Origin of the sequence: Streptomyces sp. GbtcB7, assembly GCF_019091445.1 — a bacterium.
Classification (GTDB): Bacteria; Actinomycetota; Actinomycetes; order Streptomycetales; family Streptomycetaceae; genus Streptomyces; species Streptomyces mirabilis.
The window spans coordinates 217,407-240,833 of the sequence record NZ_JAGXJM010000007.1; the positions used below are offsets into that span (position 1 = coordinate 217,407).

The following is a 23,427-nucleotide window of genomic DNA, read 5'->3' on the forward strand; positions in this document are numbered from 1 at the left end:
GTTTTCCCTGCTATCCATCGCTCATGACCGCGTATTCCCCGGACGCCACCGACTGGCACATCCTCGACGTCCTCCAGCGCGAGGGCAGGGCCAGCTTCGCGGAGCTGGCCCGTGCCGTCTCGATGTCCGCGAGCGCGGTCACCGAGCGGGTGCGCCGCCTGGAGGAGGCGGGCGTCATCCAGGGGTACGCGGCCGTCGTCGACCCGGAGAGCCTCGGTCTGCCGATCCTGGCCTTCGTCCGGCTGCGCTATCCGAACGGCAACTACAAGCCGTTCCACGACCTCGTCGAGGCGACGCCCGAGATCCTGGAGGCGCACCACGTCACGGGCGACGACTGCTTCGTCATCAAGGTCGCGGCGCGCTCGATGAGCCACCTGGAGAAGATCTCCGGCCGGATCGGCACCCTGGGCTCGGTGACCACGAGTGTCGTGTACTCCTCACCGCTCCCCCGGCGCCCCCTGGGTCACTGATCCCCCGGCGATCCTTCGACTCAGTCCTGGACGCCCCGCTGCCGTACGACCGATCCCGTTCTGCCCTTCACGACCTCGAGCTGGGCGTGGATGCGCCGCCGCAGGTCGGCGACATGGCTGACGATGCCGACGCTGCGGTCACGCTCCCGCAGGGAGTCGAGCACGTCGAGGACCTCGTCCAGGGTCTGGTCGTCGAGGCTGCCGAAGCCCTCGTCGATGAAGAGCGTGTCCAGCCGCACCCCGCCGGCCTCGTCCGTGACGACGTCCGCGAGGCCGAGGGCCAGCGCGAGCGAGGCGAAGAACGTCTCGCCCCCGGAGAGCGTCGCCGTGTCACGCTCCCGGCCGGTCCAGGCGTCCACGACATGCAGTCCGAGCCCGCTGCGGCCACGGCCCGCGCGGTCGTCGGAGTGGACGAGGGTGTAGCGCCCGGAGGACATGCGCTGAAGTCGTACGGTCGCGGCGGCGGCCACCTGTTCCAGGCGGGCGGCGAGGACGTACGACTCCAGGCGCATCTTGCGCTCGTTCTCCGCCGAGGTGCCCGCGGCCAGCCCGGCCAGGCGTGCCACCCGGTCGAACTCCTCACGCAGCGGCGCGAGCCGACGTACGGACGCGCCCGCGCGCGTGGACAGCCGGTCCAGTTCCGTGCAGCGTCGGGCTGCCTCGTCCTGGGCGGAGGCGGTCTCCCGCAGCCGTCGGGCGGCGGACTCGGCGGCCCGTTCGGCGGCGGCCAGGTCGGCGGCCGGCCGCTCGGCGGCGGCCGCCGTGTCGGCCTCGGCGAGCACGGCGCGCACCGCGCCGTCCTCCAACTGCCAGGCGTCCAGACGTCGTTGCAGGTCCCGGTGGGCCGCGTTGTCGAGGAGCGCGGCGGCCGCGGCCTGGGGGGTGTCGAAACCGGCGCGGAAGGCCGCGTCGGACAGGCGGGCGTCGGCGTCCTTGAGACGCTGCGCGGTGTCCTCGGCCACGCGCACGGCCTCGGCGGCCTCCGTGAGCAGGGCGGCCTGCCGCTCCAGCTGCGCGGCGCGCACGGCGACGCTCTCGGCGGCACCCCGCGCCTGCGCCAACTCCTCCTCCAGGGAGGCCCTTTCGCGGTCGTTCCGGTCGCGGTGGGAGACCCGGGCGGCAGATCGCAGCGCGATCTCCTGCTGGGCCGCGACCCGCCGCTCGTGCTCGAGTCCCGCCTGCGCGAGCCGCTCCCGCGCGGCGTGCAGCCCGGATCCCGCAGCCCGCGCCTCGGCGTACCGCTGCTCCAACTCCTCGGCCTGTTCGGCGAGTTGCGCGGTCGGTGTGTCGCCCGCCTCGGCGGTCGCTGCCGCCAGCGCCTCGCGTACGACGCCGAGCCCGCGCTCGTCCTCGGTGGCCTGTTCGTCGGCGCGCTGGTACGCGGCGAGGGCGCGCTCCTCGGCCTCCCGGTCGACGTGTCCGGCGTCCTTGCGCGCGGGTGCGGGGTGCGCGGAGCTGCCACACACGGCGCAGGGCTCGCCGTCGACGAGACCGGCGGCGAGTTCCGCGGCGATGCCCTGAAGACGCTGTTCCTTCAGATCGAGCCAGTGGACCCGGGCGTCCGTCGCGTGTTCACGGGCGGCGAGGGCCCTGGCGTGGGCGGCGTCCGTGTCCCGGGCGAACTCGTCGCGCTGCCGGGCCGCCCTGAGCCGCGCCTGGGCGGGATCGCGCCGCTCGGCGAGCTGCTCCGCACGTGTGGTGGCCTCCTGCGCGGACTCGATGCGCGCCTGGAGGTCCGCGCGGGTCGCCTCCCAGGTGGCGAGCCAGCTCTCGGCGTCCTGGCGGACGTCCTCGTCCTCGCGCTCCTGGCGGTCCAGGGAGGCGCGCTCCCGGGTGAGTTCACCGAGCCGGCGCTCCGCCCTGCGGGCCGACTCCAGTCCGCCGAGCTCCTCGGCCGCCTTGCGCGCGGCCGCCGCGAGCCCGGGCGCACCGGCTCCTGCAAAGGTGTCCGGCAGGGCGAGACGCGCGCGTGCCTCGGCCGTGGCCGCGCCGCGGTGTTCGGCCTCGGCGGTGTCACGCAGATCGAGCGCGGGGGCGACCATCTCGGCCTTGCGCGCCCGCTCCATCCGCGCCTGCGCCTCCCGATGGGCGTCGGCACGCTCCTCCAGCCGCGCGGCGCGCTCCCGCGCCTCGGTGAACCTGCGCTGCAGCCGTGCCACTTCGCGTACGTCGTCGAGTACGCGGTCGGCGGCGGCCTGCGCGGACTCGGCCGCCGTACGCGCGGTGCGCGCGAGGGTCAGCCGCTCGCGGGCCGTACTGCGGGCCACCGCGGCCCAGGTCAGGACGGCGTCGGCGAGGCCGGGCTCACCGGGCGCGAGAGCGGGCGGCGGCACCTCGACGATGTCCCCGGCGGCCTGCTGCATGCGGTGCGCGTCGGCGAGCAACGCGGCGTCGCCCTCGCGTACTTCGGCCTCCGTGGCCCGGCGCCGCTCGGCGAGCCGCTTCTCGACCTCGGCGAAGCGGTGGGTGTCGAAGAGCCGGCCGAGCAGCTTGCCGCGGGCCTCGGCGTCGGCCCGCAGGAAGCGGGCGAAGTCGCCCTGGGGCAGCAGCACGACCTGGCAGAACTGCTCACGGCTCATGCCGAGCAGTTGGGTGATCTCCTCGCCGATCTCCTGGTGGGAGCGGCTGAGGTCCTTCCAGGTGGCCGTCGACGCCTCGTACTCGCGCAGCCAGCTCTGCGCCTTTTCGGTGGTCGTGCCCGTGCCGCGCTTCTTGGGGCGGGCCCAGGGCGGTTGCCGGGTGACCTCCAACCGGCGCCCCGCGACGGTGAGTTCGAGAGTGATCTCGGTGCGCGTCGCGGGTGCCGCGTGGTCGCTGCGCAGGGTCAGGCCCTGGCCGCTCTGGCGGGCGCCCGGGACCGCCCCGTACAGCGCGTAGCAGACGGCGTCGAGGACGGACGTCTTGCCCGCGCCCGTCGGGCCGTGCAGCAGGAAGAGCCCCGCGGCCGACAGCTCGTCGAAGTCGACGCTCTGGGTGCCGCCGAACGGCCCGAAGGCCGTGATGTCCAGGCGGTGCAGCCTCATCGGGCCTCCTTCGGGTCCTGCGAGTCGTGCGGGTCTCGCGTGTCGTTCGTATGAGGGGTCACCGGGCGACCTCCCGGGCGGCCTCGTCGGCGCGGACGTCGTCGAACGCGTCCCTCAGTACGGCCTGTTCGTCGGCGTCGGGGCCCGCGCCGCGCACATGGGCCACGAAGTCCTCCGCGATCTCCTGCTCGCTGCGGCCCGCGAGCCGCCGGGCGTAGGAGACGTCTGGGTCCTCGGGGGCCCGCTCCGGTTCGAAGACGAGGCTGAGCGTGTGCGGGAAGCGCTCGGTCAGCCGGGCCATGGGCTCGGTGGGGCGGACCGGGTCGGTGAGGGTCGCCTCGACCCACGCCTCCTCGTGGCGCGCCAGCCGCGGATCGGCGAGCAGGTCTTCCAGGTGCCCCCGGACACGGGCGAGCTTCCGGGGAACGGGACAGTCGACCCGCTCCGCGCCCACGAATCCCTCCGGCCCCAGGTCCACCAGCCACATGCTCTTGCGGTGGTCGACCTCCGAGAAGGAGTACGGCAGCGGGGAGCCGGAGTAGCGCACGCGCTCGGTGATGGTCTGGCTGCCGTGCAGATGGCCCAGTGCGGTGTAGTCGACGCCGTCGAAGACCCCGGCGGGTACGGCGGCCACCCCGCCCACGGTGATGTCCCGCTCGCTGTCGCTGGCCGCCCCGCCGGTGACGAAGGCGTGGGCGAGGACCACGGAACGGGTGCCCGGCGCGCGCGTGGCCAGGTCGGCGCGGACGCGGTCCATGGCGGCGGCGAGGACGGCCTCGTGCCCCGCCTTCTCGACACCGAACTCGGTCTTGACCAGGGCCGGTTCGAGATAGGGCAGTCCGTAGAAGGCCACGTCGCCGTGGTCGTCGGCGAGCAGCACCGGCGTGCCGCACGCGGAGGGCTCGGTCCGCAGATGGATGCCCGCGCGGCCGATGAGCCCGGCGCCGACGCCGAGCCGGCGCGCCGAGTCGTGGTTCCCGGAGATCATCACCGTAGGCACTCCGAGGTCGGCGAGCCGGTGCAGCGCGTCGTCGAAGAGCTCGACGGCGGCCAGCGGCGGCACCGCCCGGTCGTACACGTCCCCCGACACGACCACCGCGTCGACGTCGTACTCACGCACGGTCGCGACGAGGTGACCGATGAACCCGGCCTGGGCATCGAGCATGTTCACCCGGTGGAAGGCCCGGCCGAGATGCCAGTCGGACGTGTGCAGAATCCTCATGATCCCCGAGACTAACGGGCGGGTCGGACATCACGGGCGGCTACTCCCGTATCGGTCCGCGCCGCCCGCCTATGCGTCCCCGTACGCCTCTCCACCCAGTTCGAACCCGGCCGTCCCGGCCGTCGCGTCGGCGAGCCACGCCCGGAAGGGCTCGACGTCGGTGTCCGGCAGCCCGATCTCGATCGTGACGGCCTCGCCGTACCGGACGTCACGGACCTCGCGCCCGGTGGACCGCAGGTCGTTCTGTATCTTGCCGGCCCGCTGGTGGTCGACCGTGACCGTGGCCAGCCGGAAGCGTTTGCGCGTGAGTGTGCCGAGGGCGTCCAGTGCCTCGCCGACCGAGCCGCCGTAGGCCCTGATCAGTCCGCCCGCGCCGAGCTTGACCCCGCCGTAGTAGCGGGTGACGACGGCGACGACGTACCGCATGTCGCGGCGCAGCAGCATCTGGAGCATGGGCACGCCCGCGGTGCCGCCGGGTTCGCCGTCGTCGCTCGCCTTCTGAACGGCGGCGTCGGCTCCGATGACGTACGCGTAGCAGTTGTGCGTGGCGTCGGCGTGCTCCTTGCGGACGCCCGCGATGAACTCCTGGGCCTCCTGCTCGGTGGCCGCCGGGGCGAGGGCGCACAGGAAGCGGGAGCGGTTGACCTCGGTCTCGTGCACGCCCGCGTGGGCCACTGTGCGGTACTCGTCCTGCATCACGCCAGCGTATGCGCTTCCCGCGCGCGTGCGGCACGGCGGACCCGGGTCGGGCCGCACACGCGTGTGCGGCCCGACCCGGGGATCTCATCGGCACGGCGAGAGGGCGCGGATCGTCCGCACGGCGGTCGCGACACGTTCGACCCCGCGCGACGCGTCCCGTCCCGGCGCGGCCCGTCCCGGCGCAGCCCGTCCCGACGCAGCCCGTCCCCACGCAGCCCGTCCCCACGCAGCCCGTCCCGGCGCGGGCGGCCTCGGCGGCCGCGCGCCCGACGGACCCGAGATCGCCCTCTGGGCGCCCCCGGCAGCGACGGGCCGACCTCACGGCCACCGACTCCGCCGCGCACCGCGCCCGACCGCGACGGCGGGTCCGCCGATGATCGCCTCCGGCGGGGGCACCACGCGCCCCGGGCGCCCAAGGACCCCCGTGGAGGCGCCGTCGAGCCCCACGCCATCGCCCCGGCGACAGCACGACGGCCCCGGTCGCCTCGCGGCCAACCCGCGTCACCCCGCGGCCAACCCGTTGTCGCCCCGCGACCGACCCCTGTCGCCGCCCCGGGCTCGGCGGGGTCCCTCCGGACGTCCGGACCCGGCTCAGGTGCGCGGGGCGGGGTGGTGGATACTCGCTCCTCGTTGCCCGAAGCCGGATCGCCGGCCCGACCGATCGCAGGGAGATCGCAGCATGACCGGCACCCAGGTGGACAGTTCGGACTCCGCAGAGCCCCTCGAACGGGAGCCCTCCACAGCCGCGCCGCGCTGGCGGGCGTGGCTTCTGGAGGGACTCAGCGAGCAGTCGGCCAAGCACCCCGGCCCGCACGCCACCCCGGATGCCGAGCACCAGGGCCACAAGTGGTGGCGGGTGATGTGCCTCACCGGCGTCGACTACTTCTCCACGTTGGGCTACCAGCCGGGTATCGCGGCCCTCGCCGCCGGACTGCTCTCCCCGCTCGCGACCCTCGTCCTGATCGGGCTCACCCTGCTCGGCGCGCTGCCGGTCTACCGTCGCGTCGCCAAGGAGAGCCCGCACGGCGAGGGTTCGATCGCGATGCTGGAGCGGCTGCTGCCCTGGTGGGCCGGGAAGATCTTCGTCCTGGTGCTGCTCGGCTTCGCGGCCACCGACTTCCTGATCACGATCACACTGTCCGGAGCGGACGCCTCCGCACACGTCGTGGAGAATCCTTTCGCTCCGCACTGGATGCACGGCGGGAACACCTGGATCACCCTCCTCCTCATAGCCGCGCTGGGCGCGGTCTTCTTGAAGGGCTTCAAGGAGGCCATCGGCATCGCGGTGGCGCTCGTGGCCACCTATCTCACCCTCAATGTCGTCGTTCTGGCGGTCTCCGCCTGGCAGGTGCTCAGCCACCCGGTCAAGATCGGCGACTGGACCGACGCGATGACGGCCGAACACTCCTCGCCGCTCGCCATGATCGGCGTGGCGCTCCTCGTCTTCCCGAAGCTGGCGCTCGGCATGTCCGGCTTCGAGACGGGCGTGGCGGTGATGCCGCAGGTCGAGGGCGACCCGACGGACACGTACGAGAAGCCGACGGGCCGGATCCGCGAGACCCGCAGGCTGCTCACCACGGCCGCCGTGATCATGAGCTGTTTCCTGCTGCTGTCCAGCCTGGCGACGACGATCCTGATCCCGCAGGACGAGTTCAAGAACGGCGGCCCGGCGAACGGCCGTGCCCTCGCGTACCTGGCCCACCAACACCTGGGCGAGGCGTTCGGCACGCTCTACGACCTCTCGACCATCGCGATCCTCTGGTTCGCGGGTGCCTCCGCGCTCGCCGGTCTCCTCAACCTCGTCCCGCGCTATCTGCCGCGCTACGGCATGGCCCCCGAGTGGACGCGCGCCGTCCGCCCCCTCGTGCTCGTCTTCATGGCGGCCGCGGTCCTCATCACGCTGTGGTTCAACGCGAACGTCGACGACCAGAGCGGCGCGTACGCGACCGGTGTGCTGGTCCTGATGCTCTCTGCTTCCTTCGCCTCGGCGGTCGCCGTGCACCAGCGGGGCCACCGCGCCGCCGCGATCGGCTTCGGCGCGATCACCGCGGTCTTCGGCTACACCCTGGTCACCAACGTCATCGAACGCCCCGACGGCATCAAGATCGCGCTGATCTTCATCCTGGCGATCCTGATCACCTCGTTCGCCTCGCGGGTGCGCCGCGCCTTCGAACTGCGCGCCGCCGAGGTCACGTTCGACGAGGCCGCGACCCGTTTCGTCGACGAGGCCGCGGCGAGCGGACCGCTGCGGCTGATCGCGAACGAGCCGCACGAGCACAGCACCCGGGAGTACCGCGCCAAGGAGTACAGCCAGCGCGAGCAGACGCACATCCCGGACGGCCGTCCCGTGCTGTTCCTGGAGGTGTTCGTGACCGACTCCTCGGACTTCACCGCCGACCTGACCGTGCACGGCGACGAGAAGCACGGGGTACGCAGGCTGCGCGTCGAGGGCGCGACCGTGCCCAACACCATCGCGGCCGTCATGATGCGGCTGCGCGACCGCACCGGCCAGGTCCCGCACGCCTACTTCAACTGGACCGAGGGCAACCCCCTCAGCCACCTGGTCCGCTTCCTCGTCTTCGGCGACGGCGAGGTCGCCCCGGTCACCCGCGAAGTGCTGCGCCGCGCCGAGCCGGACCCCGAGCGCAGGCCCCGGATCCACGTGGGCTAGCCCTTCCTCCTCAGTCCTTCTTCTTGCCCCGCGGCACGGTCATGCCCGTCAGCAGCGCCGTGCCCGGGGCGAGCGCGTCCCAGGAGTCCCCGTGCCAGGCGAGGACCGCCGTCGCGGAGGTCGGGAACTTCGTCCGTACGTCGTCCAGCGCGTCGTCGAGGCTGTCCCCCGCCAGTTCGAGCACGAGTTCCTCCAACCCGGGGTTGTGCCCGATCAGCAGCAACGTCCTGATCCGGTCGGGGACTTCGTGCAGGGCCGCCAGCAACTCCGGTACCTCGGCGCCGTACAGCCGCCGGTCGAACCGTACGGGCGGCGGGGTGCCCCACTGCCGAGACGCCAACTCCCAGGTCTGGCGGGCGCGTACGGCGGTGGAGCACAGGGCGAGGTCCGGCAGACAGTCCGACTCTGCGAGGGCGCGTCCGGCGGCCGGGGCGTCGCGGCGGCCGCGCGGGGCGAGGGGCCGCTCGTGGTCGGCGACGCCCGTGGGCCATGCCGACTTGGCGTGCCGCAGGACGACGAGTCTGCGCAGCGGGCCCGCGCCGGCGCGCGCGATCACCGCTGCGCCCCGATGTCACGCGTGAGTTCGAGCCCGAGGAGTCGGTCCGCGTAGGCGTACGTCTCGAAGCGGGCGCCGTCCGGCACGTCGTCCGCGTGCTCGACGCGCCGCAGCACCTCAAGTACGGCGGGTACGTCGAGGTCGTCCTCCCAAGCGGCGCGCAGTTCCTGGCGTACGCGCTCGGGGACGGGCTTGGACGGCCGGGTGGCCCAGGAGGCGACGGCCTTGCGCCAGCGCGCGAGCGTCTCGCGGGCGCCGTCGAGGTCGGCGGCGGCGAGGTCGACGGGCTGTCGGCGCGGGGCCGCGAGCAGAACCATCCTCAGCAGCGCCGGGTCGGCCGTGCCGAGCACCGGGGCGACTTCGATGCGGATGCCCTCCACGCTGGTGGCGTCGGGCGCGAGCACATGCAGGGCCGGGCCCGCACCGCTCCGGTCGCCCTCGGCCCGGCGGATCCCGAGCGCGTCGGCGCGCGCCCGGAGCTCCGGGGACGGGTCGGCCACCGTGACGACGGGGGTTCCACCGAGTTCCAGGGTCCTGGCGAGCACGTCGGCGACCAGTAGCACCCGTAGTGCGGACAGATCGTCCCGCTCCACGTGCGCCTCGACGCGGGTCAGGCTCCGGCGGGCAGGGACGGCGTCGATGGGCTCGCCCGTTCGGGCGTCGGTGATTCGCAGCACGGAGCGAGCGTAGGCGGGCGGGAGCCCGGGCGCAGGGAGGTCGGACCCATTCCGGACACGCGGGCTTCCCCCGGCCGTCCCGCGTACGGGAGGTGGGTGGTTCCACCCCGGGGGTGTAGCCCACTGCACCAGGGGTTCGGGAGATCGCTCTCTCGTGGGCGCGGCCGGGGGACGGGAGGGTTGATCCCGACGGACAACAGCCCGTCGACCTCGGAGATCCCCGCTCCTCACGCTCCTTCGGCCTGGAAGAGGACCTCACCCCCATGACCATCCGTGTCCTGCTCGCCGACGACCAAGCCCTGCTGCGGGCGACGTTCCGCATCCTGATCGACTCCTGCTCCGACATGGAAGTGGTCGACGAGGCCGCAGACGGCCGGGCGGCGGTCTCACTCGCGCGTACCCACCGCCCCGACGTCGTCCTCATGGACATCCGTATGCCGGGCGCCGACGGCCTCACCGCCACCGCCACCATCTGCGCCGACCCCGACCTCTCCACCACCCGCGTCCTCATCCTCACGACGTTCGAGACCGATGAGGACGTGGCACGGTCCCTGCGCGCCGGAGCCAGCGGCTTCCTCGGCAAGGACGTCACCGCGGACGAACTCCTGAGCGGCATCCGCACCGTGGCAGCGGGCGACGCGCTCCTCTCCCCCCGGGCCACGCACACCCTGGTCACCCGTTTCCTCGCCACCCCCGCACCCAGCGCCCAGCAGGCGCTGCCAGGTCAGCTGGCGGCTCTCACCGCCCGCGAGCGAGAGGTGACCGTGCTGGCGGCCGAGGGAAAGTCCAACGACGAGATCGCCGAGGAACTCGTCGTCAGCCCGCTGACCATCCGCACCCATGTGCACCGCGCCATGACCAAACTCCACGCCCGCGACCGCGCCCAACTCGTCGTCATCGCCTACCAGTGCGGACTCGTACAGGTCTCACGGCCCCCGGAGTGAGCGAGTCCGGCCTGCGCGTCGACCCCCTGGCCACAGCGCCCCACCGTGAGCGAGAATGCCATATGCCAGAATTGGAGAATGTGACTTATGTCACTCACTAGGGGGCACGACTCGTGGACCTGGACTTCACGGACGACCAGAGTGCGCTTCGCGACACGTTGCGCACGTTCTTCGAGAAGGAGTCGTCCACCGCGGCCGTACGGGCGGCGGAGCCACTCGGGTTCGACGCGGCGCTGTGGCGGAAGGTCGTCGACCTGGGGCTCGCCGCGATCGCCGTACCCGAGCACCTCGGTGGCGGCGGTGCCGGTTTCGTGGAACTGGCCATCGCGGCGGAGTGCCTCGGGCAATCCCTCGCTCCGGTGCCCCTGATCGAGGCGGCGGTGACGAACGACCTCATCGCGTCGCTCTCCGACGGAGGTTCGTCGCTGCCCGAAGCGGGCCCGTCGTCGTCCGGCGCGCCGGATGCCCGCCTGGAGTCCCTCACCGCACGCGCCGTCGCGGGCGAGCTCCTGGCGACCCTGGCCCTGCGCCCGGCGACGGGCGACCTCGCGCGGCTGGTGCCGGCGGGCGCGGTGGCCGATCTCGTGGCCGTCCTGCGGGGTGACGAACTCCTCCTGCTGCGGCAGCAGGACCGCGGCCCCGCCGCGCCGGGCGGGGCCGTCCACAATCTAGGGGCACTTCCGCTCGCCGACTGCCCCATCGACACGGAACACGCCCTGGTGCTGGCGCGCGGACCGGCCGCCGTCCGCGCCTATCGCCGCGCCCTGAGCCGGTGGGAACTGCTGACCGGCGCGGCGCTCTTCGGCCTCGGCTCGAAGGCCCTCGACATCGGCGTCGACTACGTGATGCAACGCAAGGCCTTCGGCGTGCTCATCGGCACGTTCCAGACCATCCAGCACCGCCTGGCCGACAACGCGATCGCCCTCGACGGCGCCCGCCTGCTGGCCTACGAGGCGGCCTGGGCTCAGGACGAGAACCTGCCCACGGCCGACACCTCGGCGACCATGGCCTTCCTGTTCGCCGCGGAAACCGCCCACAAGACGGCGTCGGAGGTCCTGCACTTCCACGGCGGATACGGCTACACGCTGGAGTACGACATCCAGCTCTACTTCCGGCGGGCGAAGGCCTGGTCACTCGTCGCGGGCGACTCCCGCGCGGCGTACGCGCGGCTCGCGCACCGCGTCTTCGGCGCGGCACCGGCACAGGCCCAGGCACCGGCAGAGAGGGCGGGCTGACGATGGACTTCCGCGAATTCGACGAACTGGCCTCGCACCGCGAGGCGGCCCGCGCCTGGGTCGAGGCCCATGTACGACCGGAGTGGGTGGAGGAACAGCGCCGCTCCGGCACGCATCAGACGGCCGAGCTGCACACCCTGCTCGCGCGCGACGGGATCCTCGCGGCCGACTGGGCGCCCGAGTACGGCGGGAGCGGGGTCGATCCCGGCTTCGCCCGGGCCGTGTTCGACGAACTCGGCCGCAGGGGGCTCGCCTCCGACGGCTGGTCCACGACCTCCATGGTGCTGCGCACCATCGAGCACGTGGGAACCGAGGAGCAGAAGCGCGAGTACATCCCGGCCGCGCTCCGCGGCGACAGGCTGATCGCCCTGGGCTACAGCGAGCCGGACTCCGGCTCGGACGTCGCCGCGGCGAAGACCACCGCGGTCCGGGACGGCGACGAGTGGGTCATCAACGGCCAGAAGATGTTCACCAGCACCGCCCAGCTGTGCAGCCATGTGTTCGTGCTGGCCCGCACCGATCCGGACGTGCCCAAGCACAAGGGGCTGTCGATGTTCCTCGTGCCGACCGACAGCGCCGGGTACGACATCCAGCCGATCCACACGCTCGGCGGGCAGCGCACCAACGCCACGTTCTACGCCGGCGTGCGGGTCCCGGACTCCGCGCGCCTCGGCGGGGTCGACGGCGGGTGGGGCGTCATGCACGTGGCGCTGGTCCACGAACGCTCCGCGTCCAGCCCCGGCTCGGACGGCGGTTCCCTGGTCAGGGACCTGGCCGCCTGGGCACGCACCGCGCGACGCCCCGACGGGACGACGGTCCTCGACGACCCGCTGGCCGCCGAGCGGATCGGCAGGATGGCGGTCGACGAGGAGGTCACGCGCCTGCTCGCCCTGCGCAACCGGTGGCGCGCCCAGAAGGGCGACCTCCCCGGTGTCGAGGGGTCGATGTGGAAGCTGTTCGCCACAGAGGCCGCGCAGCGCCACTCCAGCGACATCCTCGACATCCTGGGCCCCGAGGGCGTACTGGCCCCGGACGCGGCCGGCGCCCCCGCGGGCGGCAGGTTCGAGGAGGGCTTCCGGGCGGCGGTGGTCGGCACCATCTACGGCGGGACCAGCGAGATCCTCCGGGAGATCATCGCGGAGCGCCACCTCAGGTTGCCCAGGAACCGCTGACGGTACGGGGGCCTGCGGGGCGGCGGGAATCGTCGTACGGCAGGCACACCTGACCGGCGGCGCCGAGGCTCGGCCGGGCCTCGGCGCCGAGAAGTCGGACCCAGGAGCGCGGAACCGGTCCCGGCCCCGAGGGCCGCAACAGCGTTGTGGCCAGAAACTGCCCCCGCGTCCGTCCCCCCGCGTCCGTCCGTCGGGCACGGCCCCCGCGCAGGCCCGCGCCCCCGGCGTCAGGCCTTGCGAGGAACCTCGGGCGTCAGGTCGATCTCGTCCTCGGCGTGTTCGAAGAAGTCGTCGACCAGCCGATGGCACAGCGTGGCGAGCTGCTCCAGGTCTTCCGGTGACCAGTCCGCCAACGCGACCGACATGCCTCGGCAGCTCGCCTCCCGCACGCGGTCGACCGCGTCCCGGCCGGCCGGCGTGAGCTCGATGCGCTGGGCCCGGCGGTCGTTCGGGTCCGGGACGCGCGTCAGATAGCCGGTCTTCTCCAGCTGCTGCACCTGCCGGGTCACGTGGGACGCCTCGACGGACAGCAGGTTCGCCAGCTCACTGGGCCGCAGTGAGCCGGAGTCGGCGACCTGTCGCAGCAGTGCCACGGCGGCCCGGTCCAGCGGCAGCCCGGCCAGCGCCATGAGGCGCTCATGCTGACGAACCCTGCTGGTCAGATACGAGATACGGGTGAGCGCACGCTCGATCTCGGCCACGTCCGTCAACGCGGGATCGGCTGCTCTCGGCGGTGGTGTCGACATGGGACGACTCTAACGTCTACTTGCATAAGTTAAGCAATACCGAGTGGGGCCGGGGGCCTGAGGGCCGCTCGGGCCCCGCCCCCTCAGGAGTCGAGGTCGTCGGCGAAGTGCCGGTAGCCGTGCCGGTCCTGGTGGATGTTCCAGATGGTCTCCGCGAGTGCGGCGGGGTCCTTCCTGGGGTGTCCGGGGCTGATCGCGCCGGGGATGACGAGTTGCGCGACGTGGATGCCCTCGTCGGCGAGCGCGCCGTGCAACAGGTGTCCGTAGGCGCTCTCGGCGGCGAAGGCGAGGGAGGTGCCGGCCCGGTCGGGGTGGGGTACCGCGGCGGTGCCGCCGTTGACGAAGAGGATGGTGCCGCGGCCGAGGGCGCGCATGCCGGGCAGCACCTGGTGCACGGCGGCGACGGGCCCGTACACCGAGAACTCGATCGGTCCCACGAGGTCGGCGGGGGTGGTCTCCAGGACAGGCCGCATGAACTCCCGTTGCGGGACCGGGCTGTACTGCATGACCTCGATGGGCCCCAGGGTCGCGGTCGCCGCGTCCAGCGCCGCTTCGAGGGCCTTCGGGTCGCGTACGTCGGCCGCGAAACCGCGCGCCGTCAGGCCCTCGCCCGCCAGCTCGGCGGAGAGGGTCTGCGCCCGGTCCGTGGTGCGCGTGATGAGGGCGACGTCGAACCCCTCGCGGCCGAACCGCCGTGCGACGGCGACTCCGAGGCCGGGTCCGGCTCCGATAATGGCGATGGTGGTCATGGTCTTCCTTGGGGCCTCGTGGGGTGGAGCAGCCTACGAGGGGCAGCATGCCCCCAGTGGGCCCCCGCTGCTCGTCGTTCACGGCGCGACGACGTACAGAGCGGCGTTCTGGGGTGTGACAGGGCCCCCACGCCACGGGGAATCACCGTGTGCCTCATGCTGTTCTCCGGCTGAGCGCGCATGACAGGCCACGCGGGCCCATGACAGTCCTTGACACCAGACCCAGGAGGCCGACCGTGTACGGCGACCCGGCAACGATCCGCAAGATCCTCACCGAACTCGGCGACACCTGGGCGATCGTGGGCCTCTCGTCCAACGAGCGGCGCGCGGCGTACGGAGTCGCCGACGTTCTCCAGCGTTACGGCAAGCGGATCGTCCCCGTGCACCCGAAGGCGGAGACCGTTCACGGCGAGAAGGGCTATCCGTCGCTGGACGCGATCCCGTTCGACGTCGATGTCGTCGACGTCTTCGTCAACAGCGACCTCGCGGGGCCCGTGGCCGACGAAGCCGCCGCCGTCGGTGCCAAGGCCGTCTGGTTCCAGCTCGGAGTCCTCGACGAGGGTGCGTACGGCCGTACCCGCGCCGCCGGACTCGACATGGTCATGGACCGCTGCCCCGCCATCGAGATCCCGCGCCTCGGCTGAGCGTCGTCCGCACGGCAAGCCCGGTCGGGGCAAACCCGGTTGACGGCCGGTGGTGGGGATCGGTTTGCTGCTCCGGTGTCCACACTCACCTTTCAGCAGTCGGACGACGAGGCCGGTCTCAAGGACTGGCAGTACGTCCACAATGTCATCGTGCCACCCGCCGCCATGTCGCTCGACGAGGTCCGCGAGCGGGCCGGGCGCAACCACCTGGAGGTCGCGTACCTCGGCGACGTCCTGGTGGGCTGCTCGACCGTGCGTCCGCCCAAGGACGGTGGCTCGACGGCCACGGTGATCGCCCGGGTCCTGCCCGGACACCGTCGGCAGGGGTTCGGCGAGGAGCTCTACGAGCGCGGGCTGAAGCAGGCGCGGGCGCTGGGCGCGGACGTGATCGAGACGGTCGTGCTGGCGTCCAACGAGGACGGGCTGCGGTTCGCCGTGCAGCGCGGGTTCGTCGAGATCGAGCGGTATGTGCTGCCGGGCGAAACGGCCGAGTGGGTCGATCTGCGGCTGGCCTGAGCGCGGCCGGCCCCGGTCACCGCGTCCGGTCGAGGAAGGCCGTCACCGTTTCCGTGAAACGCCGGGGGTCGTCGAGCCATGGGTGGTGGCCGGCCCCCGGCTGGACGATCAGCTCCCCCTCGGGGAACAGCTCCGCCACGGTGGCGGCCACGCGCGGCAGTGGGCCACTGTCGAGTTCGCCCGCGAGCAGTAGGATCCGGGCGTCCAGCGTGGCGACGGCGGCGCGGGCCACGGCGGGTTCGAAGGCACCGGCGGACGCGTACAGGTCCGCGGCCTCCTCGTTGGTCTGTTCGACCTCGGTCTCGGCGTGCGCCTGCGCGGTCGCGTCCCAGCGGCCGTAGAAGAACGGGGCGACGGCGTCCCAGTCGGCATCGGCCGTCGAGCCCGCCCAGATCCGTTCGTAGGCGTCGTACGCCTCCGCGAACCACGGCTCGGCCCCGCGCCGCGCGGCCGCCTCCCGGCGGTGCTCCTCGGTGAAGTCGACACCGAGGGCCCGGGCGCGCCCGGTGACCGAGGTGAGGGTGCGGATGCGGTCCGGATACCGGGCCGCGTAGAGGAGCACGAGGTCACCGGCCGCCGAGTGGGCGAGGAGATCCACCCGCTCCAACCCGAGGTGCGCCCGGAAGGCCTCGACGTCGTCCACCTGCCGGTCGCAGCGGTACGTCGCCGGGTCGGCCGGGACGGCGGAGTCACCGGTCCCCCGCAGATCCAGCAGGAACAGCCGACGGTGCCGCGACAGCCCGCCGAGATCGCCGAGATAGGCGGAGGCACGCATGGGCCCACCGGGCAGACAGAGCAACGGCTCGCCCTGACCCGTGACGTGGTAGGCCAGTTCGGTCCCGTCGGGGGCGGAGAAGATCGGCATTCCGTCATCCTCATGACGACGGGACGCTCGGGGCAAGCGTTTTTACGCGGCGCCGAGGGAGGTCCCCCGGACCAGAAAACGTCCAGGCCGGCCGGTACGGGCCGACCTGGACGTCCTGGCTGGGATGATCAGACGAGGTCGAACCGGTCGAGGTTCATGACCTTGTCCCACGCCGCGACGAAGTCCTTCACGAACTTCGCCTTGGCGTCGTCGCCCGCGTAGACCTCGGCGAGCGCGCGCAGCTCGGAGTTCGAGCCGAAGACGAGGTCGGCACGGGTGCCGGTCCACTTGACCTCGCCGGTGGCGTCGTCGCGGGCCTCGAAGGTGGTCGCGTCCTCGGACGTCGGCGACCACGTCGTGCCCAGGTCGAGCAGGTTGACGAAGAAGTCGTTGGTCAGCGTTCCGGGGGTCGCGGTGAGGACACCGTGCGCCGACTGCTGGTGGTTGGCGCCCAGGACGCGCAGGCCACCGACGAGGACCGTCAGCTCGGGAGCGCTCAGGGTCAGCAGGTTCGCGCGGTCCAGCAGCAGGTACTCGGCCGGGAGGCGGTTGCCCTTGCCGAGGTAGTTGCGGAACCCGTCGGCGGTCGGCTCCAGCGCGGCGAAGGACTCCGCGTCGGTGTGCTCGTCCGTGGCGTCGACGCGGCCCGTGGTGAAGGGCACCTCGACGTCGTGACCGGCGTCCTTGGCGGCCTTCTCGACGGCGGCGCTGCCGCCGAGCACGATCAGGTCGGCCAGGGAGACCTTCTTGGCACCGGTGTTGAACTCCCGCTGGATGCCCTCAAGGGTGCGCAGCACCGCCGCGAGCTGGTCGGGGTCGTTGGCCTCCCAGCCGCGCTGCGGCTCCAGGCGGATGCGCGCGCCGTTGGCGCCGCCGCGCTTGTCGCTGCCGCGGAACGTCGAGGCCGACGCCCAGGCGGTGGAGACCAGCTGCGGGACGGTCAGACCCGAGTCGAGGATCTTCGCCTTGAGGGCGGTGACGTCGTCGGCGCCGATGGCCTCGCCCTCCGCCTCCGGCAGCGGGTCCTGCCACAGCAGGGTCTCCTCCGGGACCTCCGGGCCGAGGTAGAGCGACTTCGGGCCCATGTCACGGTGGGTCAGCTTGTACCAGGCGCGGGCGAAGGCGTCCGCGAACTCCGCGGGGTTCTCGTGGAAGCGGCGGGAGATCGGCTCGTAGATCGGGTCGAAGCGCAGCGACAGGTCCGTCGTGAGCATCGACGGGGCGATCTTCTTCGAGGGGTCGTGGGCGGCCGGGACGGTGCCCTCGCCCGCGCCGTCCTTCGGCTTCCACTGGTTGGCGCCGGCGGGGCTCTGGGTCAGCTCCCACTCGTAGCCGAAGAGGTTGTCGAAGAAGCCGTTGCTCCACTGGGTGGGCGTGGTGGTCCAGGTGACCTCAAGGCCGGAGGTGATGGCGTCCGCGCCCTTGCCGGTGCCGTACGTGCTCTTCCAGCCCAGGCCCTGCGCCTCGATCGGGGCGGCCTCGGGGTCGTCGCCCACGTGGTCCGCCGGGCCCGCGCCGTGGGTCTTGCCGAAGGTGTGACCGCCCGCGATGAGGGCGACCGTCTCCTCGTCGTTCATCGCCATGCGGCGGAACGTCTCACGGATGTCGCGGGCCGCGGCGATCGGGTCCGGGTTGCCGTTGGGGCCCTCGGGGTTGACGTAGATGAGGCCCATCTGGACCGCGCCGAGCGGGCTCTCCAGCTCGCGGTCACCGGTGTAGCGCTGGTCGTCGAGCCAGGTGGTCTCGGGACCCCAGTACACGTCCTCCTCGGACTCCCAGACGTCCGCGCGGCCGCCGGCGAAGCCGAAGGTATCGAAGCCCATCTGCTCCAGGGCCACGTTGCCGGTGAGGATCATGAGGTCGGCCCAGGAGAGGCTCTGGCCGTACTTCTTCTTGACCGGCCACAGCAGGCGGCGGGCCTTGTCGAGGTTGCCGTTGTCGGGCCAGCTGTTGAGGGGGGCGAAGCGCTGCTGGCCGGCGCCGGCGCCGCCGCGGCCGTCGCTGATGCGGTAGGTGCCCGCGCTGTGCCAGGCCATCCGGATCATGAACGGGCCGTAGTTGCCGAAGTCGGCCGGCCACCAGTCCTGCGAGGTGGTCAGCACCTCGGCGATGTCCTGCTTCACGGCCGCCAGGTCGAGGGTCTTGAACGCCTCGGCGTAGTCGAAGTCCTCACCGAGGGGGTTCGCCACGGCGGGGTTCTTGGCGAGGATCTTCAGGTTGAGCCGCTCCGGCCACCACTGGCGGTTTCCGCCGCCCTGGGTCGGATGCGCTGCGCGCCCGTGCGCGACGGGGCAGCCACCTGCGCCCTCCGACTTCGCATCGGTGACGATTGCATCATGGTTCTCGGACATGGGAATCCTTCCGGACGGGGCGGATCACTGTGCTCAGGAACTGCGGGCGGTGGAACAGTCGGTCAAAACAGTCGAAACAGCCGGGGCACTGACCCCCGGGGACGTCGTCGACGACACCGTACGACCGGCGCATGACGTAGTGGTGGCAGTCGCCGACGCGTCGCTCGAACCGGGTCGGGCTGCCGGGCTCCGGGATGCGCTCGCGACTGAAGTGGGCGAGCTCCACCCGTCTTCTGAACGTCACGTGCCTTTCCCTGCTGTTGTCCGGTCCCTTGGCTGTCGCCGGAACTGATCCTACGATGGACTCAGTCCAAGTCAATACGAGAACCAGACCCGTACGGATTCATTCGTCGGACGATGCACGATGAGGCTGGTGAGCATGAGTGACCTGCTCGAACGACTGCGCGGACGCGGCTGGCGGTTGACCGCCCAGCGCCGGGTGGTCGCCGAGGTACTCGACGGCGAGCACGTGCACCTCACCGCGGACGAGGTGCTCGCACGCGCCACCGCCCGGTTGCCGGAGATCTCCCGCGCGACCGTCTACAACACCCTCGGCGAGCTCGTTTCGCTCGGCGAGGTGATCGAGGTGGCCACCGACGGCCGCGCCAAGCGCTACGACCCGAACGCCCACCGCCCCCACCAGCACCTGGTGTGCTCGGGCTGCGGCGCCGTCCGGGACGTCCACCCCAACGGCGACCCCCTGTCCGATCTGCCCGCCTCCGAGCGGTTCGGCTTCACCGTCTCCGACGTCGAGGTGACCTACCGGGGGCTGTGCCCCGACTGCGGCCGCACACCGACCGGCCCCTGAGCGCACCGCGTCGAGGCGCGATCCCCCGTCCCGTCGCCTTCACTCCGGCTCACACCGCCTTCGCCTCCGGTTCGCCCGGCGTACGCCTGCGCTCGCTTCCATGAGGGGATGGACCACATCACGTTCCTCGTGGCGGTCGTCATCGTCACGGCGCTGGCCTTCGATTTCACCAACGGATTCCACGACACGGCGAACGCGATGGCCACGTCCATCGCCACCGGGGCACTCAAGCCGAGAACAGCGGTCCTCATCAGCGGCGTCCTGAACATCGGCGGAGCGTTCCTTTCCACCGAGGTCGCCAAGACCATCTCGGGCGGCATCGTGGACGACACCCTGGTCACCCCGGGGATGATCTTCGCGGGCCTGGTCGGGGCGATTCTCTGGAATCTGCTGACCTGGCTGCTCGGGCTGCCCTCCAGTTCCTCGCACGCCCTGTTCGGCGGACTGATCGGGGCGGTCTGGGTCGGCGCGGGCGAGCACGGCGTGCACGTCGACAAGGTGGTCGAGAAGGTGCTGATCCCGGCCGTGGCCTCGCCGATCGTGGCGGGCGTGGCGGCGCTGCTGGCCACCTACCTCGCGTACAAGATCACCGCACGGGCCCGTCAGGACTCGGTGACCAAGGGCTTCCGGCTCGGCCAGATCGCCTCGGCCTCGCTCGTCTCCCTGGCGCACGGCACGAACGACGCCCAGAAGACGATGGGCGTCATCACGTTGACGCTGATCTCGGCGGGGGCGCTGGGTCACGACGCCGGTCCCCCGGTGTGGGTGATCGCGTCCGCCGGTCTCGCCATCGGACTGGGCACCTACCTCGGCGGCTGGCGGATCATCCGCACGATGGGCAAGGGGCTCACCGACATCCAGTCGCCCCAGGGCTTCGCGGCCGAGGCCGCCGCCACCACCGTGATCCTCACCTCCGCCCACCTGGGTTTCGCGCTCTCCACCACACAGGTCTGCTCCGGCGGCATCCTCGGCGCCGGCCTGGGCAGGCGGCTGGCCGAGGTCCGCTGGGGCACGGCGGGGCGCATGGTGATCGCCTGGCTGGTCACGCTGCCCGCCGCCGCGCTGGTCGGCGGGGTCTCGGCGAGCGTGGTGAAACACGGCGGCACCTTCGGCACCGTGGTGATCGCCCTGTGCGCCGCCGCCGTCGCCGCGTTCATCGTGCTCGCCTCGCGCCGCAACCCGGTGCGCGCCGACAATGTGAACGACGCCCACGAGGTCACCGTCCGTGCCGCTGTGCCGACGACCGTCGGCACCGTCGCCTGAGCCAGGGGGGAAGTCGTACGATGCATGTGGACTGGACCGCGCTCGGCGAGGTCACCGCGGTGAGCATCGCCGTCACTGTCGGAGTGGTGGTCGTCTTCGCGCTCGGCGTGCTGGGTGTCTCCCAGGTCGAGGCGGCACGCGAGAAGGACGCCGACGGCACCCACGCCCTCGGCTTCGCACAGGCCGGACTGTGTTTCCTGGCCTGCGCGACGGTCGTCGCGTACGGAATTTACCTGATCGTGCCGCAGTTTCACTGAGATGAAGCCGGGGAGGCCGCGATGACGCCATTGCTGACGGGTTTGACCGTCGATTACAGCGACCACGACGACCCGGTACTGATCCGGTCGGACGGCAGTCCGGTGGAGACCTGGCGTGAGAACTACCCGTACCACGAGCGCATGGAGCGCAAGGAGTACGAGTGGCACAAACGCCTCCAGCAGATAGAACTGCTGAAGCTGCAGAGTTGGATCAAGGCAACCGGCCGCCGCCTGGTCATCGTCTTCGAGGGACGTGACGCGGCCGGCAAGGGCGGCACGATCAAGCGGTTCACCGAGCACCTCAATCCGCGCGGCGCCCGGGTGGTGGCGCTGGAGAAGCCGACCGAGCGCGAGCGCGGCCAGTGGTACTTCCAGCGGTACGCGGAGCATCTGCCGACCGCGGGCGAGATCGTGATGTTCGACCGGTCCTGGTACAACCGGGCCGGCGTCGAGCGGGTGATGGGCTTCTGCACGGACGACGAGTACCACCGCTTCATGCGGCAGGCGCCCGCCTTCGAACGGATGCTCGTCGACGACGGGGTGGACCTGATCAAGTTCTGGTTCTCCGTGTCGCAGGGCGAGCAGCGCACCCGTTTCACGATCCGCCAGGTCGATCCCGTACGACAGTGGAAGCTCAGCCCCATGGACCTGGCCTCCTTGGACCGCTGGGACGACTACACCGCCGCCAAGGTCACCATGTTCCGCGAGACGGACACCGAGCAGGCCCCCTGGACCGTGGTGAAGAGCAACGACAAGAAGCGGGCGCGTGTCGAGGCGATGCGCAGCGTCCTGGCCCGCTTCTCCTACACGGACAAGGACGAGGAGGTCGTCGGCAGCCCGGACCCGAGCATCGTGGGCGCTGCGGCGAACCTGCTGGAGGCGGGCGAGGACGACACCGGCCACTGAACGCGGCGAGGGTTCGCTTGAACGCGGCGAGGGTTCGCTCAGTCGTGCGGCGGGCGGTCGGTGAGGCGGTGGTCGGCCAGGTTCAGCGCCTCGTCGACCACCCGGCGCAGATGGCCGTCACCGAGTGAGTAGATGACCCGGCGGCCCTCCTTCCGGGTGTTGACCAGACCGGCGAGACGCAGCCGGGCCAGATGCTGGCTGACGGCCGGGCGCGCGGCCCCGCACGCCTCGGTGAGCGTCGTGACATCGGCCTCTTGGCCGGTCAGCGCGTGCAGGAGGGTGAGCCGGGTGCGGTCGCCCAGGAGGGCGAGGAGTTCGGCGGCGAGCGCGAACTGTTCCTCGCCGGGGGTACGCGGATGCGCATCATGCGCAGGTGATAGGTGCATGCGTGCGCTCATACGCACATAATGGTCCCGTGGACGCCGACACGTCCACTCCCGCGCACCGGAAGGGGACCCCCGTGAGCGACCGGCACGACGAGCACGGCCACGGCCACGACAACAGCGGCGGTCACGGCCACTCCCACGATCACGGCACGCCCCACTCCCACGATCACGGCACGCCCCACGGCCATGACCACGGTCACGGCCACAGCCACGGCCGCTTGGGGCACGACCACCCGCAGCCCCATCCCCATCCGCACCCCCACGCCCACAGCACCTCTTCCGGGCCCCTCCCCCGTCTCCGTCACCTCCTCACCCCCCACTCCCACGAGACCGGCGACAAGCTCGACTCCGCGCTGGAGTCCTCGGCGCGCGGTATGCGAGCCCTGTGGGTGTCCCTCGTCGTCCTCGGTACCACCGCTGTGGCGCAGGCGGTCGTGGTCGTGGTCTCCGGATCGGTCGCGCTGCTCGGCGACACGGTGCACAACGCCGCTGACGCGCTCACGGCCGTCCCCCTCGGCATCGCGTTCGTCCTGGGCCGGCGCGCGGCGACGCGCCGCTTCACCTACGGCTACGGCCGGGCGGAGGACCTCGCGGGCATCGTGATCGTGCTGACGATCGCCGCGTCCGGCGCCTTCGCGGCCTGGACCGCGGTCGAGCGGCTGATCGACCCGCGCCCCCTGCACCACATCCCGTTCGTCGCGGCGGCCGCCCTGATCGGCTTCCTCGGCAACGAGTGGGTCGCCCGGCACCGCATCCGGGTCGGGCGTGAGATCGGCTCGGCCGCCCTCGTCGCGGACGGCCTCCATGCCCGTACGGACGGATTCACGTCACTGGCGGTCCTGGTGGGGGCGGGCGGCGCGGCACTGGGGTGGCAACTCGCCGACCCGCTGGTGGGCCTGGCGATCACGGCCGCGATCCTGCTGGTGCTGCGCGACGCCGCCCGCGAGGTGTTCCGGCGTGTGATGGACGCCGTGGACCCGGAGTTGGTCGACTCGGCCGAACGGGCCCTGCGGGAGATCCCCGGCGTGCGCGGGGTGGGCGAGCTGCGGCTGCGCTGGATCGGGCACCGGCTGCGCGCCGAGGTGGCGGTCGTGGTGGACGGTGAGGCGAGTGTGCGACAAGCGCACCAGATCGCCGTCGAGGCCGAACACGCCCTGCTGCACGCCGTACCGAAGCTCACCGCGGCCCTCGTACACGCCGATCCGGCCCCCGCGCCGGGCGAAACGGACCCGCACCTGGCGCTGGCGCATCACATGGTCGCCTGACC

General features: G+C 72.1%; 22 protein-coding genes and 1 pseudogene. 12 read left to right on the forward strand and 11 right to left on the reverse strand.

The window, feature by feature from the left end; translation table 11 throughout:
- The first annotated feature begins 23 nt into the window (after nt 1–23).
- Nucleotides 24–470 carry an Lrp/AsnC family transcriptional regulator gene (locus tag KVT44_RS14420; RefSeq protein ID WP_095858239.1) on the forward strand — a complete coding sequence of 149 codons (447 nt, stop codon included), beginning with the start codon at nt 24–26 and terminating at the stop codon, nt 468–470.
- Between the two features lie 20 nt (nt 471–490).
- On the opposite strand, the gene KVT44_RS14425 is transcribed toward KVT44_RS14420, so the two are convergent.
- The 3 genes from KVT44_RS14425 to KVT44_RS14435 all read right to left on the reverse strand — a co-directional run bounded on the left by KVT44_RS14425 (nt 491) and on the right by KVT44_RS14435 (nt 5,411).
- A complete protein-coding gene (locus tag KVT44_RS14425; RefSeq protein WP_217567346.1) occupies nt 491–3,493 on the reverse strand; it encodes an AAA family ATPase in 3,003 nt (1,000 codons plus the stop codon).
- Nucleotides 3,494–3,551: 58 nt separating this feature from the next.
- Nucleotides 3,552–4,715, reverse strand: coding sequence for an exonuclease SbcCD subunit D (locus tag KVT44_RS14430; protein WP_217567347.1), 1,164 nt, complete (start codon nt 4,713–4,715; stop codon nt 3,552–3,554).
- Nucleotides 4,716–4,784: 69 nt separating this feature from the next.
- Entirely contained in the window at nt 4,785–5,411 is a 627-nt protein-coding gene (locus KVT44_RS14435) for a YigZ family protein (protein ID WP_190169121.1), read from the reverse strand.
- Nucleotides 5,412–6,093: 682 nt separating this feature from the next.
- Here KVT44_RS14435 and KVT44_RS14440 point away from each other — a divergent pair.
- A complete protein-coding gene (locus KVT44_RS14440) occupies nt 6,094–8,085 on the forward strand; it encodes an APC family permease (RefSeq protein ID WP_217567348.1) in 1,992 nt (663 codons plus the stop codon).
- A gap of 10 nt (nt 8,086–8,095) precedes the next feature.
- On the opposite strand, the gene KVT44_RS14445 is transcribed toward KVT44_RS14440, so the two are convergent.
- Both KVT44_RS14445 and KVT44_RS14450 read right to left on the reverse strand, forming a co-directional pair.
- The gene (locus tag KVT44_RS14445; RefSeq protein ID WP_099924013.1) at nt 8,096–8,641 is read right to left on the reverse strand and encodes a histidine phosphatase family protein; all 546 of its coding nucleotides are present in this window, start codon (nt 8,639–8,641) and stop codon (nt 8,096–8,098) included.
- The gene (locus KVT44_RS14450; RefSeq protein ID WP_217567349.1) at nt 8,638–9,318 is read right to left on the reverse strand and encodes a hypothetical protein; all 681 of its coding nucleotides are present in this window, start codon (nt 9,316–9,318) and stop codon (nt 8,638–8,640) included. Before KVT44_RS14450 ends, KVT44_RS14445 begins: the two co-directional genes overlap by 4 nt.
- A gap of 263 nt (nt 9,319–9,581) precedes the next feature.
- Between KVT44_RS14450 and KVT44_RS14455 the strand changes: the two genes are divergently transcribed.
- The 3 genes from KVT44_RS14455 (at nt 9,582) to KVT44_RS14465 (ending at nt 12,669) form a co-directional block, all read left to right on the forward strand.
- Nucleotides 9,582–10,262 carry a response regulator transcription factor gene (locus KVT44_RS14455; RefSeq protein ID WP_217567350.1) on the forward strand — a complete coding sequence of 227 codons (681 nt, stop codon included), beginning with the start codon at nt 9,582–9,584 and terminating at the stop codon, nt 10,260–10,262.
- 113 nt (nt 10,263–10,375) lie between these two features.
- Nucleotides 10,376–11,497 carry an acyl-CoA dehydrogenase family protein gene (locus KVT44_RS14460; protein ID WP_217567351.1) on the forward strand — a complete coding sequence of 374 codons (1,122 nt, stop codon included), beginning with the start codon at nt 10,376–10,378 and terminating at the stop codon, nt 11,495–11,497.
- 2 nt (nt 11,498–11,499) lie between these two features.
- Complete coding sequence (locus tag KVT44_RS14465; RefSeq protein ID WP_217567352.1) at nt 11,500–12,669, forward strand: acyl-CoA dehydrogenase family protein; 1,170 nt, start codon at nt 11,500–11,502, stop codon at nt 12,667–12,669.
- Between the two features lie 227 nt (nt 12,670–12,896).
- Here the strand turns inward: KVT44_RS14465 and KVT44_RS14470 are convergent, their stop codons facing one another.
- Nucleotides 12,897–13,415 (reverse strand): MarR family winged helix-turn-helix transcriptional regulator, encoded by a 519-nt coding sequence (locus KVT44_RS14470; RefSeq protein WP_075025281.1) that lies wholly within the window; start codon nt 13,413–13,415, stop codon nt 12,897–12,899.
- A gap of 83 nt (nt 13,416–13,498) precedes the next feature.
- Nucleotides 13,499–14,164 carry an SDR family NAD(P)-dependent oxidoreductase gene (locus KVT44_RS14475; RefSeq protein WP_217567353.1) on the reverse strand — a complete coding sequence of 222 codons (666 nt, stop codon included), beginning with the start codon at nt 14,162–14,164 and terminating at the stop codon, nt 13,499–13,501.
- Between the two features lie 236 nt (nt 14,165–14,400).
- Between KVT44_RS14475 and KVT44_RS14480 the strand changes: the two genes are divergently transcribed.
- Both KVT44_RS14480 and KVT44_RS14485 read left to right on the forward strand, forming a co-directional pair.
- Nucleotides 14,401–14,808: a CoA-binding protein gene (locus KVT44_RS14480; RefSeq protein WP_217567354.1), complete on the forward strand. Its 408-nt coding sequence runs from the start codon at nt 14,401–14,403 to the stop codon at nt 14,806–14,808.
- 75 nt (nt 14,809–14,883) lie between these two features.
- Nucleotides 14,884–15,324, forward strand: a complete 441-nt coding sequence (locus tag KVT44_RS14485; protein ID WP_067378938.1) for a GNAT family N-acetyltransferase — start codon at nt 14,884–14,886, stop codon at nt 15,322–15,324.
- Nucleotides 15,325–15,340: 16 nt separating this feature from the next.
- Here the strand turns inward: KVT44_RS14485 and KVT44_RS14490 are convergent, their stop codons facing one another.
- From KVT44_RS14490 to KVT44_RS14500, 3 genes and pseudogenes are all read right to left on the reverse strand, one after another.
- Nucleotides 15,341–16,189 (reverse strand): alpha/beta fold hydrolase, encoded by an 849-nt coding sequence (locus KVT44_RS14490; protein WP_217567355.1) that lies wholly within the window; start codon nt 16,187–16,189, stop codon nt 15,341–15,343.
- A 128-nt stretch (nt 16,190–16,317) separates the two neighbouring features.
- Nucleotides 16,318–18,540: a catalase/peroxidase HPI gene (katG, locus tag KVT44_RS14495; protein ID WP_217567356.1), complete on the reverse strand. Its 2,223-nt coding sequence runs from the start codon at nt 18,538–18,540 to the stop codon at nt 16,318–16,320.
- 100 nt (nt 18,541–18,640) lie between these two features.
- Nucleotides 18,641–18,739: pseudogene (locus tag KVT44_RS14500) on the reverse strand (transcriptional repressor); the annotation flags it as partial.
- Nucleotides 18,740–18,919: 180 nt separating this feature from the next.
- Between KVT44_RS14500 and KVT44_RS14505 the strand changes: the two are divergent.
- The 4 genes from KVT44_RS14505 (at nt 18,920) to ppk2 (ending at nt 21,774) form a co-directional block, all read left to right on the forward strand.
- Nucleotides 18,920–19,348 (forward strand): Fur family transcriptional regulator, encoded by a 429-nt coding sequence (locus tag KVT44_RS14505; protein ID WP_217567357.1) that lies wholly within the window; start codon nt 18,920–18,922, stop codon nt 19,346–19,348.
- Nucleotides 19,349–19,456: 108 nt separating this feature from the next.
- Nucleotides 19,457–20,611, forward strand: a complete 1,155-nt coding sequence (locus tag KVT44_RS14510) for an inorganic phosphate transporter (protein ID WP_099924003.1) — start codon at nt 19,457–19,459, stop codon at nt 20,609–20,611.
- A 20-nt stretch (nt 20,612–20,631) separates the two neighbouring features.
- Nucleotides 20,632–20,868 (forward strand): hypothetical protein, encoded by a 237-nt coding sequence (locus KVT44_RS14515; protein ID WP_217567358.1) that lies wholly within the window; start codon nt 20,632–20,634, stop codon nt 20,866–20,868.
- Between the two features lie 21 nt (nt 20,869–20,889).
- A complete protein-coding gene (gene ppk2, locus KVT44_RS14520) occupies nt 20,890–21,774 on the forward strand; it encodes a polyphosphate kinase 2 (protein WP_217567359.1) in 885 nt (294 codons plus the stop codon).
- A gap of 38 nt (nt 21,775–21,812) precedes the next feature.
- On the opposite strand, the gene KVT44_RS14525 is transcribed toward ppk2, so the two are convergent.
- The gene (locus KVT44_RS14525; protein ID WP_054229043.1) at nt 21,813–22,172 is read right to left on the reverse strand and encodes a metalloregulator ArsR/SmtB family transcription factor; all 360 of its coding nucleotides are present in this window, start codon (nt 22,170–22,172) and stop codon (nt 21,813–21,815) included.
- Between the two features lie 62 nt (nt 22,173–22,234).
- Here KVT44_RS14525 and KVT44_RS14530 point away from each other — a divergent pair, with 62 nt between their 5' ends.
- Nucleotides 22,235–23,425: a cation diffusion facilitator family transporter gene (locus tag KVT44_RS14530; RefSeq protein WP_308314006.1), complete on the forward strand. Its 1,191-nt coding sequence runs from the start codon at nt 22,235–22,237 to the stop codon at nt 23,423–23,425.
- Nucleotides 23,426–23,427 lie beyond the last annotated feature (2 nt).

Excerpts from the sequence above, each read along its gene's own strand:
- KVT44_RS14420 (WP_095858239.1), top strand. The coding sequence starts at position 24 with ATGACCGCGTATTCCCCGGACGCCACCGACTGGCACATCCTCGACGTC.
- KVT44_RS14425 (WP_217567346.1), bottom strand. The coding sequence starts at position 3,493 with ATGAGGCTGCACCGCCTGGACATCACGGCCTTCGGGCCGTTCGGCGGC.
- KVT44_RS14430 (WP_217567347.1), bottom strand. The coding sequence starts at position 4,715 with ATGAGGATTCTGCACACGTCCGACTGGCATCTCGGCCGGGCCTTCCAC.
- KVT44_RS14435 (WP_190169121.1), bottom strand. The coding sequence starts at position 5,411 with ATGCAGGACGAGTACCGCACAGTGGCCCACGCGGGCGTGCACGAGACC.
- KVT44_RS14440 (WP_217567348.1), top strand. The coding sequence starts at position 6,094 with ATGACCGGCACCCAGGTGGACAGTTCGGACTCCGCAGAGCCCCTCGAA.
- KVT44_RS14455 (WP_217567350.1), top strand. The coding sequence starts at position 9,582 with ATGACCATCCGTGTCCTGCTCGCCGACGACCAAGCCCTGCTGCGGGCG.
- KVT44_RS14465 (WP_217567352.1), top strand. The coding sequence starts at position 11,500 with ATGGACTTCCGCGAATTCGACGAACTGGCCTCGCACCGCGAGGCGGCC.
- KVT44_RS14470 (WP_075025281.1), bottom strand. The coding sequence starts at position 13,415 with ATGTCGACACCACCGCCGAGAGCAGCCGATCCCGCGTTGACGGACGTG.
- KVT44_RS14475 (WP_217567353.1), bottom strand. The coding sequence starts at position 14,164 with ATGACCACCATCGCCATTATCGGAGCCGGACCCGGCCTCGGAGTCGCC.
- KVT44_RS14490 (WP_217567355.1), bottom strand. The coding sequence starts at position 16,189 with ATGCCGATCTTCTCCGCCCCCGACGGGACCGAACTGGCCTACCACGTC.
- katG (WP_217567356.1), bottom strand. The coding sequence starts at position 18,540 with ATGTCCGAGAACCATGATGCAATCGTCACCGATGCGAAGTCGGAGGGC.
- KVT44_RS14505 (WP_217567357.1), top strand. The coding sequence starts at position 18,920 with ATGAGTGACCTGCTCGAACGACTGCGCGGACGCGGCTGGCGGTTGACC.
- KVT44_RS14510 (WP_099924003.1), top strand. The coding sequence starts at position 19,457 with ATGGACCACATCACGTTCCTCGTGGCGGTCGTCATCGTCACGGCGCTG.
- KVT44_RS14515 (WP_217567358.1), top strand. The coding sequence starts at position 20,632 with ATGCATGTGGACTGGACCGCGCTCGGCGAGGTCACCGCGGTGAGCATC.
- ppk2 (WP_217567359.1), top strand. The coding sequence starts at position 20,890 with ATGACGCCATTGCTGACGGGTTTGACCGTCGATTACAGCGACCACGAC.
- KVT44_RS14525 (WP_054229043.1), bottom strand. The coding sequence starts at position 22,172 with ATGAGCGCACGCATGCACCTATCACCTGCGCATGATGCGCATCCGCGT.